We start from the raw sequence: 15,264 nt of genomic DNA, 5'->3' as shown, positions 1-15,264 counted from the left end.
GCATCCTGCCTGCACAGTGGGGGGATGAACGAAACCAACGGGCCCGCCGCCGCGAGCCCGTCCGACATCGCCGCCGCGGCCGGGCGGCTGGCCGGCGCCGCCGCGTCCGGCGTGCCGTGCGCCCCCGTGCGGGATCTGATCGGCCGCGACGACCTGGCCGCCGCGTACGCCGTCCAGGCCGCGCTGACCGCCTCCCGGCTGGCCGCCGGCGCGCGGATCACCGGACGCAAGATCGGCCTGACGTCGGAGGCGGTGCAACGCCAGCTCGGCGTCGACCAGCCCGACCTGGGCGTGCTGTTCGAGGACATGGCCTACGCCGACGGCGACGCGATCCCGGTCGGCCGGATCCTCCAGCCGCGGGCCGAGGCGGAGATCGCGTTCGTGCTCGGCGCCGACCTGGACGACGGGCCGCTCGACGCCCCCCAGGTCCGCGCCGCGATCGAGTACGCCGTCGCCGCGCTGGAGATCTGCGGCAGCCGGATCGCCGGCTGGGACATCTCCTTCGGCGACACGGTCGCCGACAACGCCTCCGCCGGCGCCTACGTCCTCGGGACGGAACGCCGCACCCTCGGCGAGTTCGACCCGGTGGACGTCGCGATGTCGATGAGCATCGGCGGCCAGGAGGTCTCCACCGGCACCGGCGCGGCCTGCCTGGGCGACCCGATCGAGGCGGTCGTGTGGCTGGCCCGCATGGCCCGCGACCTCGGCGAGCCGCTGCGCGCGGGCCAGGTCGTCCTGTCCGGCGCGCTCGGCCCGATGCGGCCGGTCGCCGCCGGTGACACCGTCACCGCCACCCTGTCCGACCTCGGCACGGTGACGGTCCGCTTCACCGAAGGAGCAGCAGCATGAGCAGGACGAAGGTCGCGATCATCGGCTCGGGCAACATCGGCACCGACCTGATGATCAAGGTGTTGCGCGGTTCGCGTCACCTGGAGATGGGCGCCATGGTCGGCATCGACCCCGCGTCCGACGGTCTGGCCCGCGCCGCCCGGATGGGCGTCCCGACGACGGCCGAGGGCGTGGACGGCCTGATCGCGCTGCCGGGCTTCGACGAGATCGGGATCGTCTTCGACGCCACCTCGGCCAAGGCGCACGAGGTGAACGCCGCCAAGCTGCTCCCGCTCGGCAAGCGGCTGATCGACCTGACCCCGGCGGCGATCGGCCCCTACGTCGTCCCCGCCGTCAACCTCGACGAGCATCTCGACGCGCCCGACGTGAACATGGTCACCTGCGGCGGCCAGGCCACGATCCCGATCGTCGCCGCCGTCAGCCGGGTGGCGCCGGTCGAGTACGCCGAGATCGTCGCGTCCATCGCCTCGAAGTCGGCCGGGCCGGGCACCCGGGCCAACATCGACGAGTTCACCGAGACCACCTCGGCCGCCATCGAGCAGATCGGCGGGGCGCGCCGCGGCAAGGCGATCATCATCCTCAACCCCGCCGACCCGCCGCTGATCATGCGGGACACCGTCCTGTGCCTCGTCGCGGCGCCGGACCCGGCCGTCCACGACGAGATCCGCCGGTCGGTCGAGAAGATGGTCGCCGACGTCGCCGCCTACGTGCCCGGCTACCGGCTCAAGCAGCAGGTGCAGATCACCGAGGTGCCCGCCGACCAGCCGGTGGAGACGCTGCTGGCCGCCGGCGCGGCGCGGCCCACCCACCAGGTGTCGGTGTTCCTCGAGGTCGAGGGCGCCGCGCACTACCTCCCGGCCTACGCCGGCAACCTCGACATCATGACCTCCGCCGGCCTGCGGGTCGCGGAACGCATCGCCGCACGGAAGGCGGGCCTTCGATGACCACCCCGATCTTCGTCCAGGACGTCACCCTGCGCGACGGCATGCACGCCGTCCGCCACCGCATCGGCCTGGAGGACGTCAAGCGCATCGTCACGGCGCTGGACCGGGCCGGCGTCGACGCGATCGAGGTCGCGCACGGCGACGGCCTGGCCGGCGGGTCGCTCAACTACGGTCCCGGCTCGCACACGGACTGGGCGTGGATCGAGGCGGCCGCGTCGGTGCTGGAGAACGCCCGCCTGACCACGCTGCTGCTGCCCGGCGTCGGCACCGTCCACGAGCTGAAGCGCGCCTACGACCTCGGCGTGCGGTCCGTCCGGGTCGCCACGCACTGCACCGAGGCCGACATCTCCGCCCAGCACATCGCCGCGGCCCGCGAGATCGGCATGGACGTGTCCGGGTTCCTGATGCTCTCCCACATGGCCCCGCCCGAGGAGCTGGCCCGGCAGGCCAAGCTCATGGAGTCCTACGGCGCGCACTGCGTCTACGTCACCGACTCCGGCGGCCGGCTCACCATGAACGACGTGGCCGCGCGGGTCCGCGCGTACCGCGACGTGCTCGACGCCGGGACCGAGATCGGCATCCACGCCCACGAGAACCTCTCGCTGTCGGTCGCCAACTCCGTCGTCGCGGTCGAGAACGGCGTCTACCGGGTCGACGCGTCGCTGGCCGGTCACGGCGCGGGCGCGGGCAACTGCCCGCTGGAGGCGTTCGTCGCGGTCGCCGACCTGTCCGGCTTCGAGCACCGGTGCGACCTGTTCCAGCTCCAGGACGCCGCGGACGACATCGTCCGCCCGTTGCAGGACCGTCCGGTACGGGTCGACCGGGAGACGCTCACCCTGGGGTACGCCGGCGTCTACTCGTCGTTCCTGCGGCACGCGGAGGCCGCCGCCGCGCGGTACGGCGTCGACGTGCGCGGCATCCTGATGGAGTGCGGCCGCCGCCGGCTGGTCGGCGGCCAGGAGGACATGATCGTCGACATCGCCCTCACGCTCGCCGCCGGGCGCGAGCAGCGGTCCGCCTGACCGTCAGCCGCCGGGCGCGCCCCGGCGGCCCGCGATCAGCGACTCGCCGATCGCCACCAGGGCGTCGGCGAGCTCCTCCATGAACTCCGCGATCGGCTTGCCGTCCCCGGACTGGAGCGAGACGAAGGCGCCGTCGAATCCGGCCATGCCGAAGTGGGCGAGGGCGTCCGCGACCGCGTCCGCGGCCTCCGCGCCCTCGCCGGCGAACGACGAGCGGATCATGTGCCGCATGAGGTCGCGGCCCTCGGCGCGGACGTCGATGACGGTCCGCATCGCCTCCGGGGCCTCGGCGGCCTCGTTGCTCATCACCAGCACCAGCAGCAGGCGGAGGAACTCCTCGCGGTGCACGAAGACCTCGCCGGTCCGGCGCAGGTACCAGCCCAGGCGTTCGCGGGGGGTGCCGCCGGCCGGCGGGTCGCGGTGGGCCTCGCGCATGGCCTCGAAGAAGCCCCGCGCCCCCTGGGCCATGACGGCCGACAGCAGCCCCGCCTTGGACTCGAAGTGGTGGTAGAAGGCGCTCTTGGGCAGGCCCGTCTCCTTCACGAGCGTCGAGATCGACGTCCCGGCGTAGCCGCGCACGGACATCACCCGGGCGGCCGCGTCGAGGATCTCCTGCCGGGACCGGCGGCCGCGGCTGTTTCCGGTGTGCGCCTCCCGCGCCGACTTCTCCACCAGCCGAATTCTAGGGACCCCGGAACAGCGGCTCGTCCGGCGGTCCGGACGCGGTCTCAGTAACCGGTTCGTGAACAGGTCTTGACACGTCGCCGCAGGTCGTTGTTAGTCTCCTCACAATTGGACCGAACGTTTGGTCCAAAAGTGCCGCATCGGATCCCCGGCGGCCGAGAACGGAGTCAGCGCATGACCGACAGCTACGACGCGGACGTCGCGATCGTCGGGTACGGCCCGACCGGCGTGATCGCCGCGCTCACCCTCGCCAGGTACGGCGTGTCCGCCGTCGCCCTGGAACGGGACACGGACATCTACCCCCGGGCACGGGCCGTGACCGTCAACGACTGGACGATGCGGATCTTCCAGGACCTGGGCATCGACGAGCGGATCGAGAAGAAGATCGACCCCCAGCGGGCCCTGCGCTGGGTCACCTACGGTGGCCAGGAGATCATGCGGATCGAGCACCCGCCCTCGACGCTGGGCCGCAAGGCGCGCTTCTACAACATCTACCAGCCGACCATGGAGGCCGAGCTGCGCGCGGCCGCGCAGGACCACGGCGACCGCATCACCGTCCACTACGGCGCCGACGTCACGGGGATCGACCAGGACGCCGACGGCGTCACCGTCACCTCCACGGACACCGCGACCGGGCAGGCGCGCACCACCCGCGCCCGGTACGTCATCGCCGCCGACGGCGGCGCCAGCAAGATCCGCGGCGAGGTGGGCTGCCGCCTGCTGGGCGACACCAACGACGTCACCTGGGTGGTCATCGACTGCCGCGTCAAGCGCTGGTGGCCCGACCGGGACTTCCTGACGTTCTGGTCGGACAAGGAGCGGCCGGTCGTCGACATCGCGCTCTCCGCCGGCAACCACCGGTGGGAGATCCCGCTCAAGCCGGCGGAGTCCCCCGCGGACTACCCGACCAGCGCCGAGGTCTGGCCGCTGCTGAAGGCGCTGGGCGTCACCGAGCAGGACGTCGAGATCCACCGGCACGCCTTCTACAAGCACCACGTCCGGATGTGCGACACCTGGCGCCAGGGCCGGGTGTTCCTGGCCGGGGACGCGGCCCACCTGATGCCGCCGTGGGCCGGCGCCGGGATGCAGTCCGGCATGCGCGACGCCCACAACCTGGGCTGGAAGCTCGCCCGCGTGATCAGGGGCGAGCTGCCCGAGAGCTGGCTGGACACCTACGAGGCCGAACGGCGTCCGAACACCGCCTTCTACACCGGCCTCGCGGTCCAGCTCGGCCGGGTCATCAAGCAGGAGCTGTCCGAGGAGGAGCAGGCCGCGATGAACGCCGTCCCCCAGGACACGGTCACGCCGTACGAGCCGCCGCTCACCGCGCCGCCCGTCCTCGAAGGCGGCTGGATCAGGGGGCCGCTGGGCGACGCCAGCATCGTCGGCCGGATGGTCCCGCAGCCGGTCGCCGGCGACGCCACCGGCCGGATGGCCCGCTTGGACGACCTGCTCGGCGACGGCTTCGTGCTGCTCGGCGACGACGTCGACCCGGCGACCCTGCTGACGGCGGAGGAGCGGGCCGGCTGGGACGCGCTCGGCGCCCGCTACCTCGCCGTGCGGCCGAAGACCGCCTACACGCAGGGACCGGAGGAGCTGGTCGACCTCGACGAGGTCCTGCTGCCCTGGCTGCGCAGGTACGGCGTCCGCGCCGTGGCCGTCCGTCCTGACAAGTTCGTCGCCGCGGCCGACGTCAGCGGCCTGGCCGTGCCCGCGTGAACCTGTCACCCGAGAGGAGAAGAGAGATGTCCGGAGTCAAGGAGCTCGGTTACGTCGTCTACGAGGTCAGCGACCTCGCCGACTGGGAGCACTTCGCCGTCGAGCTGCTGGGGATGCGCTTCGGTGAGAAGACCGACGGCGGCTTCACCCTGCGCACCGACGAGAAGGCCCACCGCTGGATCGTCACCGGCGGCCCCGCCGACGACCTGGTGGCCACCGGCTACGAGGTCTCCGACGCCGCCGCGCTGGACGCCCTGGTGGACAAGGTGCGCGCGGCCGGCGTCGAGGTCACCCAGGGCGACGACGCGCTCGCCGCCGCCCGCAAGGTGGAGCGCGTCTTCGTCACCGCCGACCCCATGGGCAACCGGGTCGAGCTGGTCACCGGCCTGGCCGACGCCGCCACGCCGTTCGAGTCGCCGAAGCTGCTCGGCGGGTTCGTGACGGGCGCCGGCGGCGCGGGCCACCAGGTGCTGCTGGCCCACGGCGTCTCCCGGGAGGAGTACCTGCACTTCTACATCGACCTGCTCGGCTTCAAGGTCAGCGACGTCATCGTCGAGGAGCTGGCCCCGGGCGTGGTCGCCGACCTGATCTTCCTGCACTGCAACGGCCGCCACCACACCGTGGCCTTCGGCGACCTGCCCTCGCCGAAGAGGACCCACCACTTCATGGTCGAAGTGACCGACATCCGCGACGTCGGCCTGGCCTACGACCGGTGCATGGACGCCAGGCAGCCGTTCGAGATGACGCTCGGCATGCATCCGAACGACCACATGTTCAGCTTCTACGTCCACACCCCCTCCGGCTTCAGCGTGGAGTACGGCTGGGGCGGACTGATCATCGACGACGCGACGTGGGAGGTGAAGACGCTCGACAAGCTGCACAGCTGGGGCCACCGCCCCCCGGGCGTCGTCGCCGGGCTGCTGGCCGCCGCGCCCGCGCCGAACGGGGAGGACCACTGATGGCACTCGACGCCAAGGACATCGCGCGCACCGTCCGGACCAAGGACTGGAAGCTGCGCTACTACGAGGCGGGCTCCGGCCATCCGGTCGTGCTGCTGCACGGCAGCGGGCCGGGCGCCACCGGATGGAGCAACTTCGCCGGCAACATCGAGGCGCTGGCCGAGCACTTCCACGTCTACGCCGTCGACATGCCCGGCTGGGGCGAGTCCGACCCGGCGACCGTCGACCGGCTCGACCACGTGGAGGCGGCGATCCAGTTCCTGGACGCCCTCGGCATCGAGCGGGCCGCGTTCGTCGGCAACTCGATGGGCGGGCAGACCTCGCTGCGGCTGGCCACCGAGCACCCCGGCCGGATCTCGCACCTGATCACCATGGGGCCGCCGGTCGGCCGGATCCCCACACTGTTCGGCGCCGGCGACGGCCCGTCCGAGGGGCTGAAGGTGCTGATCGAGGCGTATCGGGACGCGAGCCCGGAGAACATGCGCCGGCTCGTCGAGATCATGGTCTACGACAAGGCGCGCTTCGCCACCCCCGAGCTGTGCCAGGCCCGTTCGGACGCCGCCCTCGCCCGCCCCGACCACCTGAGCAACTACGTGGACGGCCTGCCGAAGGGCGCCCCGCTGCCCAAGTGGGTCAAGCCGGAGCTGCTGCCGAGGATCCAGGTGCCGACCCTGCTCATCCACGGCCGCGACGATCGCGTCGTGTCGTTCGAGACCTCCCTGTACCTGCTGGCCAACATCCCGGACAGCCGGCTGGTGCTGCTCAACCGCTGCGGGCACTGGGCGATGATCGAGCACGCCGACGAGTTCAACCGGCTGGTCGCCGACTTCGTCGCGAACAACTGACCCCCGGGGCGCGGGCGGCTGCCTGCCCGCGCCCAGGACCGCCGATCGCCCGGCCCGCCGCGTCGATGGCCACCACGGCAGCGATCTTCGGCCCAGCGAGCCGCACAGCAGGGACTTCCCCTCCGCCACGCGTCCGGCCCCGCCCGGGAACCGGAGACCTAGGACCATGGACGGACCGGAGGCCGCCTTCATGGGACCCAGCGGCCGATGCCGTCCCCATGAGCGCCTGGCAACACTGATCACATGGCTTCCCCCTCCCTCACGAGTGTCGTCGGCGTACGCCCGTTCCTGGTCGGCATGTTCGTCGACGCGCTCGGCAACGGCCTGTACGTGCCCCTGACCCTGCTGTTCATCCACGAGGTGACCGGCCTGCCCATGACGACCGTCGGGCTCGGGGTCACCGTGGCGGCGGTCGTGGGGCTGGCGGCCAACCCGGTGGCCGGGATCCTCATCGACCGGTTCGACGCGCGCCGCGTGCTGATCGCCACGTACGTGCTGCGTGCGGCCGCCTTCGCCGCCTATCCCCTGGTGGACGGGTTTGTGGCCCTGCTCGTCGTCGCCGCCCTGATCGCGGCCGGCGACCGCGCCTACTATCCCGCCTCCGGCGGCCACGTCTCCGCACTGGCGGAGGGCGCGCTCAGGGACCGGCTGTACACCCTGATCGCCACGGCGAGGAACGTCGCCTTCGGCCTGGGCGGCCTGCTGTCGGCGGGTCTGGTCTCCCTCGCCGGCTCCACCGGGTTCGCGGTCGTCGCCCTGATGAACGCGGCCAGCTTCGCCCTGGCGGCCGCATGCCTGCTGCTCTCGGGACGGCGCGCGCCCGCACCGCCGCCCCGGAATCCGGGCGGTTACCGGCAGGTGTTCGCCGACCGGCCGTTCCTCACCCTGGTGGCGGCCGAGCAGGCGTACACCCTGATCCACCTCGTCCTCCCCGTCGCCCTGCCGGTGTACGCGGTCACGGTGCTCGGCGTCCCGCCGGCCCTGCTGGGCGTCCTCTACGCGATCAACACGGTCCTGGTGGCGGCGGGTCAGCTCCCGGTCCGGAGGTGGCAGCGGCACGCCCGCCGTACCCACGCCATGGCCCTGAGCGGCCTGATCCTGATGGCGGCGTGCGCCGCCTACGCCGCGACCGCGCTGCTGCCCGCCGGACTCCCGCGCGTCGGCGGGCTGCTCGTCGCCACGCTCGTCCTCACCTTCGGCGAGCTCATGCACACCGTGCCCAGCTGGGCCCTCGCGGCGGCCACCGCACCACCGGCCCTCCGGGGCCGCTACCTGGCGATCTACCAGCAGACCTGGGCACTCGCGGCGGTCCTCGCACCCGCCGGGTTCTCGGCCCTGCTCGACATGGCCCCGCTGCTGCTGTGGCTGACACTGGCAGCCCTGGTGGGTCCGGCCGCACTCGCGCTGCTCCGCCTGGCCCGCCGCCTGCCCCCCGACGCCGTGGCCCCACCCCAAGCCTGAGTCGCCCCTGGGCAAGCCGGCGCTACGGCCCGGCCGATCCGGTTCCTGCGCCGATCGCCGTGAGTTCACGGGGACGCCGCATGGTGGGCGGCGGCCAGTTCGGCGAAGGCGACGGCCGCCGGGAGCGGGTCCGCGGGCAAGGCGAGGAGGATGGTCCGCGCGACGGCGGGCTCCAGCGGGATCGCGTGCACGCCGCTGAGGTGGGCGGGCAGCGACAGCTCGGGGACGATGCTCAGCCCGAGCCCCTCGGCGACCATGGCCAGGATGCTGTTGGTGTCACGCACCCGGTAATGACACGTCAGGCTCGCACCCGCCGCCCGCGCGATCGCCGTGATCAGCGGCTCGCACCCGCCCGTGGACATGATGAAGGGGTGCCGCGCCAGCTCCGCCACCGGCAACGAAGGGCGGACGCTCAGCTCGTGGCCGCTGGGCAGGACGGCCAGCATGCGGTCGGTGGCGAGCGGCCGCGCCACCGATCCGGCGGGCAGCGAGACCTCGCCGGCCGCGGCCGACACAGTGGCGATGTCGGCGACCCCGGTCTCCAGCCACTCCAGGACCTCGTGGTCCGAGCCCTCCATCACCGCGAGCCGCACCCGCGGATGCGCCTCGGCGAACCGGCGCAGCAGAGGCGGCAGCAGCCGCGCGTTGGCGCTCGGGATCACGCCGACGCGCAGGCTGCCCCGCTCCTGCCCGCGGATCGCGGCCACCTCCTGTTCCAGCGCCTCCGCCTGGGTGAGGATGAGCGTCGCGCGGCGGCACACGGCCCGCCCCGCAGCGCGGCCCTGGTCATGTTGCCGGTCCGCGCGACCGCCTGAAGGATCCTGAGCTGGGTGAACGTCACAGCGCCGCACGCAGCAGACCGGCCGCCAAGGGGTGCGGCTCCTCGGGACGTGAGCGGGCCTGCGGCACGAACAGCGTGGCCACGTAGTAAGGATGCCCGGGGATCTCCAGCACCCGGGCCTCGCCGTCGCCGTCCACGCCGGTGACCAGGAAGCCGCCGTCGTGCAGGATGGCCTGCCGGTCGGGGGCGAGGCCGAAATTGCAGTAGTACTCCTCCTCGACCTCGCTCCGCCCGTACAACGCGGCCACCCGGGAACCGGACGCCAGAGTCACGGGCATGGTCTTGCCCGCCGGCGAGCAGGTCAGCTCCGACACGAACAAGGTCGAGGCGTACGGGTCGTACTCGGCGTGCTGGGCGTCCTCGAAGCCGAGCACGTGGCGTGCGTACTCGATGACCATGTGCTGGCAGCCGCCGCACGTGCCCAGCGTGGGGACGCCGTGCTCGCGGCCGTGCCGGAGCGCGGCCAGAGCGCCGGACAGGCTGCGGTACGGGCTGCCGGGTGCACACCACAACACGTCGGCGGCCTCGACCTCGGCCAGGTCGGACTCGAGCGGTTCGGTGGCGAGCCAGCGGACGTCCACCCCGACGCCGAGGTGCGCGGCGGCGTGGCGGAGGGCGTCGTCGGTGGCCAGGTGCGGAGGAAACGCCGGATCGCGGTCGCCGATGACCGCGACACGCAGGGATCGGTCCATGGCCCTCACTATGCGACGGCCCCGCCATGAGCACCAATGCCGAACCACGCCCCCGCCATGAGCGATCACTCATGCCCACAGCGCGACGGGGCGAGGGCTGACATCGAACGTTCGCGTTGCCGCCGAAGGTTGGCGACCAGTAGGTTCGCGCCACCGAGGATGGAGCGGGGAAGGATTGCTGAGGTGCTCACACTGACGGCGGTCGCCGAAGACCCCCTCGTCCTGACGCGTCGCCTGAACCTGGATGACGGTCAGGAGGTCGTCTTCCGGCCGCTCTTGCACACTGACGCGGAGCGTCTTGCAGCCTTTCTTGAGGGGCTGTCCGCCGAATCGAGGCGACTGAGTGCCTTCGACGGGTACGGCCTCGAGGCTGCCCGGAAGCTGTGTGACGCGATCGCGCGCTACGACAAGCTCAGGCTGGTGCTTGAGGAGGGGCTGTCCGGCAGGATCGTCGGCCTTGTCGAGTTCAGTCTCGATCTCCACCCCTCGGACATCGCTCGCTACCAGGAGGCCGGCATCCACCTGACGGCGACGGACTGCCGCTTCGGCCCCACCCTGGCCGACGACTATCAGGGGAGGGGGGTGGGAACGCAGATCTTCCCGCTCGTGGCGGACGTCGCACGGCAGTTCGGCAGGAAGAGAATCATCCTGTTCGGCGGCGTTCTCGCCGACAACCCGCGTGCCATCAGCTACTACCACAAGCGTGGCTTCCAGCAGGTCGGCTCCTTCACCGGGAAGGACGGCGCGCAGTCGTTCGACATGATCCTGGACCTGCACCCGCCATCAGGCACCGCTGGGTGATCCGATCGGGCAGACCCGATTGTAGTGGGCGCACCTCGTCCAGCTAGCGGGGGAGTGTGGTGCCGCCCGTCAGCCCCCGCCGCCGCCTCCGCCGTCGCCCGCGCCGCCGCCTCCTCCGTCCCAGCCGCCGCTCCAGCCGCCGCTGCCGTCCCAGGTGCCGGTTCCGCTGTCGTCCGGGGTCCAGCCGACGGAGCCGCACTGGTCGTTTGGGGTGCTGGGGGCGGCCGGGTAGAGGTGGCCGTCCGGGATCGAACGTTTGCTGAGCTCGGCTGACAGGTGCGGGTCGCCGAGGTGGCTCAGTCCGTACAGTGCGAGCGGCACGGCCACGGCGTCGGTCTCGGCCCCGTACGGGTGTGCCAGGCGGGCCTTCTCCAACAGGTGGCGGCCCGCGCGGCCGAGCCGGACCGGCCGGTTCCTGACGTACAGGGGCCGGATCTTCCTGGCCGCCAGCCAGCTCCCGCCGAACCCGAACAGGGCGGCCACGCTCAGCGGCGGCGACTGCGCGACGATCATGTAGATCACGTCGGCCCCGGCGGCGACGGCCGCGACCGTGGGGATCAGCTTCAGGACGTCGCGGCAGACCCGGAGCCCGGGCACGCTCCGGGAGTCGACGAGCAGGCCCAGGTCGGCGAGCCGGCGGCTGATCCCGGCGACCTCCGCGCTGTCCGCCAGGCGGCGCTTGACCTGGACGACCGGCGAGCTCCTGCGCTTGGCGAGGATCGCGACCAGCCGCTCCTCCACGGGGTATCCCGCCGTCACGGCCGTGGAGACGCGATGGATCTTCCCGCCTCGGGAGACGCGGATCTCCCCTTCCCTGGCCAGCAGCCCGATCGCGGTGTCCGCCACCCGTACGGGACCGCCCGCCAGATAGGCGAGCTCGTAATGACCGAGGTCGACCTCGCGCAGCCCGCCGAGCCGCAGGCGAGCGCGGACGTGCGCCAACTCGGCCGCGAGGACCGTGCCGACGGTGACCGCCCCGAGGAGCACCGCCAACCCTGCGAGCATCACATCCATGCCTGCCTCCCGTGTTGTTGATCAACGTGTGAGGCGGGCACGAAGGTTCCGGCGAACGCCACATCCGGCCACCGCGGGCACGAGAGCCGCCTGGGAGCCCCGCATGGCGAGGCCGGCCGGGCCCGTCCGGGCGCCGGCCGGCCGTGCGAGCCGCGGGTCAGGGGTTGTCGTAACCGATCCACTGGATGTACCAGCCGAACTGCTGGGCGGTGCCCGGGGACAGCGCCGAAGCGTCACGCCACTGCACGTAGACGCGGAACTTGTTGGCGGTGGCGTCGTAGACGGCGCTGGGGCCGACCAGGTTCCACTGGTTGCCGCCGGTGCCGCTGACGGAGGTGACGTAGACCGGACGCCCGGAGAAGTGCGCGGAGCTGGTGTCGACGTCGATGTAGATGCCGTTGGAGCCGTAAGCCTGCCAGCCCTGTCCTGGGGCGGTCTGACCGGAGGCGATGCGGGCGGTGGGCATGGGGGGGATCCTTCCGTCCGAGGAGTTTGTCACGCTCAGTATTCGGTTCACCACAAAGGGTGTCGAGGTCAGGAATGCTTGGCCTCACGGGCACAGGAATCGAGCCGGAAAAGGGGCTGGCCACGTGCCGGGACCCGTGCGCTCCTACTGCCGTCCGGCCTCCCGCCAGTACGCCAGCTCCTCGCGGGCGGCCACGGTCCAGGGATGGCCGGGGCCCAGCACCCGCAGGAGATCGGTCAGCAACCGCTCGTAGGCGCCGGCCGCACCCGCGGCGTCTCCCGCCTCGCCCCGCCATCTCGCCAGGTTTCTGCGGGTGGTGAGGGTGCTGGGGTGATCGGGGCCCAGCACCTGCAGACGATCGGCCAGCAGCTCCTCCAACGCGGCGTACGCCTCCGCCGCGTCCCCCGCCTCGCCCTTGAAGGACGCCAGGTGAGCGCGGGCCGCCAGGGTGGCGGGGTGGTCGGGGCCCAGGACCCGTTCCATGTCGGTCAGGAGTTCGGCGAACGCGGCGGCCGCACCGGCCGCGTCCCCCGCCTGGCCCCGCCATCCGGCCAGGTTGGCACGGGTGGCGAGGGTTTCGGGGTGGTCGGGGCCCAGCACCCGTTCCATGTCGGTCAGGAGCTCGGCGAACGCGGCCGCCGCGCCCGCCGCGTCCCCCGCGTCACCCCGCAAGGAGGCCACGTGGCTGCGGGTGGCCAGAGTGTCGGGGTGGCCGGGGCCCAGCAACCGTGAGCGATCGGCCAGCAACTCCTCGAACGCGGCGGCCGCCCCCGCCGCGTCCCCCGCCTCGCGTCGCGCGGACGCCACGTTGTGGCGGGTGGCGAGAGTGGCGGGATGGTCGGGGCCCAGGACCCGTTCCATGTCGGTCAGGAGCTCGGCGAACGCGGCGGCCGCCCCCGCCACGTCCCCCGCCTGGCCCCGGAAGCCCGCCAGGTTGGTGCGGGTGGCCAGGGTGGTGGGGTGGTCGGGGCCCAGGACCCGTTCCATGTCGGTCAGGAGCTCGGCGAACGCGGCCGCCGCGCCGGCCACGTCCCCTGCTCGCCCCCGCCAGCCCGCCAGGTTGCCGCGGATGGCCAGGGTGTCGGGGTGGTCGGGGCCGAGGTCGCGCAGGCAGGTGGCGTGCAGGCCGGCGGAGGCGGCGACGGCGGCGGTGACCCGTCCGGCGTGACCGAGGCTGGCGGCGGCCTGGAACAGCAGGGGATGGGCGCCGGCGCCGGGATTGCACAGGGCGGTTCCGGCGGCCTGCTGCAAGGCGGTCGTGTTGGCGCGCAGGATCTCGCCGAGCCCGTCGCGTTCGACCGGCGGCCAGACGTGCAGCAGGGCGTCGGCGGCGGCGCCGGCGACTTCGGCGAACAGGCGGGGGCCGAGCTCCGGCCGGGCGACGAGGTGCTCGCGGGTGGCGCGCTGCACGAGCCGGTGGACGCGGATCTCGCGGTGGGCGGCGGTGCGGTCGTGGTCGAGCAGGCTGTGCCGGTGCAGCACCCGCAGTACCTCGTCCACCATCGCCTGGTTCACCGTTGCCGCGTCCACGCCGCCACCGCCGAGGGGTGCGGGATCGGGCAGGTGGCTGGTCAGGTACGCCAGGGCGGGCGGGCTGGTCAGCGCCGCCTGCGGGATGCCGGCCGCGTCCAGGACGCTGGTCAGGCACAACAGCGGGCGGGCGAGCCCGGCGGGTGCGGCCCGGCCGGCCTCGTCGATCGACAGCTCCCAGGTGGCGGCGACGATCCGGCGATGACCGTCGGGCAGGTGGTCCTCGCCGGGCACGGCGTGGCCCAGCAACCTCGTGGCCAGCCGCCGCCGGTACTCGGCGCAGCCGATCGCGGCGTTGGCGGCGTAGGCCGCCGCCTGGGCCAGCGCCAGCGGCAGGAACCCCAGGTCGGCGGCCAGGGCGTCCAGGTCGGCGACCGGGACGTGGTCGCCGAGCTTGGCTCTCAGGTAGGAGCGGGCCTCGGCCGCGGTGAAGGTGCCGACGCCGACCGTACGCCGGTCCGCCCCGGCCAGGGCCGCCTCCCGCAGCCGGGTGGTGACCAGCACCTGGCCGCCCGCCGCCGAAACCGCCGACGGCGGCCACAGGCCGGCCAGGTCCTTGGGACGCCGCACGTCGTCCAGCACCACCAGCCAGGACCGGCCGGTGGTCTCGGCCCAGACCAGGAACTCCCGTGCCGCCTGGTCGGGATCGTCCAGGCCGGCCGGCGTCAGGCCCAGGCGCGCCGCGGCGCGGGCGTAGGCGGACACGATGCCGTCGCGGGTGGCGGCCTCCACCCACACCAGCACCTGCACCCCCTGCCGCCAGGCGCGCCGGGCGTGGGCGGCTGCCAGCTGGGTCTTGCCCACCCCGCCCGTCCCCGTCAGCACCTGGGCCGGCGCACCCGTCCCGCCCTCGCCGGCCGCGGCCTCCACATCCTCGGCCACCTGCCGGTCCTGGAAGCAGTCGGCAGGTTGCGGGATCACGCCCACCCGAACCCGCTCCGCGGGCGCGGGCACGGGCGGGCCGACGTCGGCCGGGGCGGGAGCCGGGCGGGCACGGTCGGCGGCCATCAGCCGGTCCCAGTCCCGCGCCGACGGGAGGGGCTCGTTCGCCCACGCGGCCAAAGTCGCGCCGACCTGGACGAGCTGGTCCAGATTCCGCGGCTCGGCGGCCCCAGTCGCCCACCCGTTCACCGTCGTGTGCGGCACCCCCGAGACCCGGGCGAGCTCCTTCTGCGTCACCCGGCCGGGGTTGTGGACGCGGGCCTGGTCCCACAGCCGCGCCAGCTCGGCCAGGACCCGGGAGCCCGACCCCTGCGGCCGAAACGGTGAATCCGCCACCACGTCCGCCTCTCCACCCAGCGAGACCCGTCCGTCTGGATCAGGACCGTCCTGCCGGATCCGGGACGGACCGGTCCGGATCACCGCCACCAGCAGCTTAATCCCGTGAATCCAGACCTGTCCGGCATACCTTCACCCTCGCCGCCGGCCCCGGTGTCA

The 15,264-nt window shown here is 73.0% G+C and carries 14 protein-coding genes; 8 read left to right on the top strand and 6 right to left on the bottom strand.

Annotated elements, in window-relative coordinates:
• Positions 1-24: 24 nt before the first annotated feature.
• The 3 genes from ACFYUV_RS49180 to dmpG are packed head-to-tail and all read left to right on the top strand — an operon-like array spanning position 25 to position 2,815.
• Positions 25-849, top strand: a complete 825-nt coding sequence (locus ACFYUV_RS49180; protein ID WP_387682657.1) for a 2-keto-4-pentenoate hydratase — start codon at positions 25-27, stop codon at positions 847-849.
• Positions 846-1,793, top strand: a complete 948-nt coding sequence (locus tag ACFYUV_RS49175) for an acetaldehyde dehydrogenase (acetylating) (RefSeq protein ID WP_387682654.1) — start codon at positions 846-848, stop codon at positions 1,791-1,793. Before ACFYUV_RS49180 ends, ACFYUV_RS49175 begins: the two co-directional genes overlap by 4 nt.
• Positions 1,790-2,815, top strand: coding sequence for a 4-hydroxy-2-oxovalerate aldolase (gene dmpG, locus ACFYUV_RS49170; protein WP_352364326.1), 1,026 nt, complete (start codon positions 1,790-1,792; stop codon positions 2,813-2,815). Before ACFYUV_RS49175 ends, dmpG begins: the two co-directional genes overlap by 4 nt.
• Positions 2,816-2,818: 3 nt before the next feature.
• On the opposite strand, the gene ACFYUV_RS49165 is transcribed toward dmpG, so the two are convergent.
• Positions 2,819-3,487 carry a TetR/AcrR family transcriptional regulator gene (locus tag ACFYUV_RS49165; protein ID WP_387682651.1) on the bottom strand — a complete coding sequence of 223 codons (669 nt, stop codon included), beginning with the start codon at positions 3,485-3,487 and terminating at the stop codon, positions 2,819-2,821.
• A 186-nt stretch (positions 3,488-3,673) separates the two neighbouring features.
• Here ACFYUV_RS49165 and ACFYUV_RS49160 point away from each other — a divergent pair, with 186 nt between their 5' ends.
• The 4 genes from ACFYUV_RS49160 (at position 3,674) to ACFYUV_RS49145 (ending at position 8,483) form a co-directional block, all read left to right on the top strand.
• A complete protein-coding gene (locus tag ACFYUV_RS49160) occupies positions 3,674-5,218 on the top strand; it encodes a bifunctional 3-(3-hydroxy-phenyl)propionate/3-hydroxycinnamic acid hydroxylase (RefSeq protein ID WP_387682648.1) in 1,545 nt (514 codons plus the stop codon).
• Positions 5,219-5,244: 26 nt separating this feature from the next.
• Positions 5,245-6,177 carry a VOC family protein gene (locus ACFYUV_RS49155; protein WP_387682645.1) on the top strand — a complete coding sequence of 311 codons (933 nt, stop codon included), beginning with the start codon at positions 5,245-5,247 and terminating at the stop codon, positions 6,175-6,177.
• Positions 6,177-7,022, top strand: a complete 846-nt coding sequence (locus ACFYUV_RS49150; protein WP_387682642.1) for an alpha/beta fold hydrolase — start codon at positions 6,177-6,179, stop codon at positions 7,020-7,022. The genes ACFYUV_RS49155 and ACFYUV_RS49150 overlap by 1 nt, the downstream gene beginning before the upstream one ends.
• A gap of 243 nt (positions 7,023-7,265) precedes the next feature.
• Complete coding sequence (locus ACFYUV_RS49145) at positions 7,266-8,483, top strand: MFS transporter (protein ID WP_387682639.1); 1,218 nt, start codon at positions 7,266-7,268, stop codon at positions 8,481-8,483.
• Positions 8,484-8,548: 65 nt separating this feature from the next.
• On the opposite strand, the gene ACFYUV_RS49140 is transcribed toward ACFYUV_RS49145, so the two are convergent.
• On the bottom strand, positions 8,549-9,244 hold the full coding sequence (locus tag ACFYUV_RS49140; protein WP_387682636.1) for a LysR family transcriptional regulator substrate-binding protein: 696 nt from the start codon (positions 9,242-9,244) through the stop codon (positions 8,549-8,551).
• 76 nt (positions 9,245-9,320) lie between these two features.
• Positions 9,321-10,016, bottom strand: a complete 696-nt coding sequence (locus ACFYUV_RS49135; RefSeq protein WP_387682633.1) for a hypothetical protein — start codon at positions 10,014-10,016, stop codon at positions 9,321-9,323.
• A 183-nt stretch (positions 10,017-10,199) separates the two neighbouring features.
• On the opposite strand from ACFYUV_RS49135, the gene ACFYUV_RS49130 reads away from it, so the two are divergent.
• Positions 10,200-10,817, top strand: coding sequence for a GNAT family N-acetyltransferase (locus ACFYUV_RS49130; protein WP_387682630.1), 618 nt, complete (start codon positions 10,200-10,202; stop codon positions 10,815-10,817).
• Positions 10,818-10,886: 69 nt separating this feature from the next.
• Here the strand turns inward: ACFYUV_RS49130 and ACFYUV_RS49125 are convergent, their stop codons facing one another.
• The 3 genes from ACFYUV_RS49125 to ACFYUV_RS49115 form a co-directional block, all read right to left on the bottom strand.
• Complete coding sequence (locus ACFYUV_RS49125) at positions 10,887-11,831, bottom strand: TIGR04222 domain-containing membrane protein (protein ID WP_387682627.1); 945 nt, start codon at positions 11,829-11,831, stop codon at positions 10,887-10,889.
• A 157-nt stretch (positions 11,832-11,988) separates the two neighbouring features.
• On the bottom strand, positions 11,989-12,297 hold the full coding sequence (locus tag ACFYUV_RS49120) for a hypothetical protein (RefSeq protein WP_387682624.1): 309 nt from the start codon (positions 12,295-12,297) through the stop codon (positions 11,989-11,991).
• Between the two features lie 144 nt (positions 12,298-12,441).
• Positions 12,442-15,108: a tetratricopeptide repeat protein gene (locus tag ACFYUV_RS49115; protein ID WP_387682621.1), complete on the bottom strand. Its 2,667-nt coding sequence runs from the start codon at positions 15,106-15,108 to the stop codon at positions 12,442-12,444.
• Positions 15,109-15,264 lie beyond the last annotated feature (156 nt).

Origin of the sequence: Nonomuraea sp. NPDC003560, from assembly GCF_042878785.1 — a bacterium.
Taxonomy (GTDB): domain Bacteria; phylum Actinomycetota; class Actinomycetes; order Streptosporangiales; family Streptosporangiaceae; genus Nonomuraea.
This window is presented reverse-complemented; position numbering and strand designations above follow the sequence as displayed.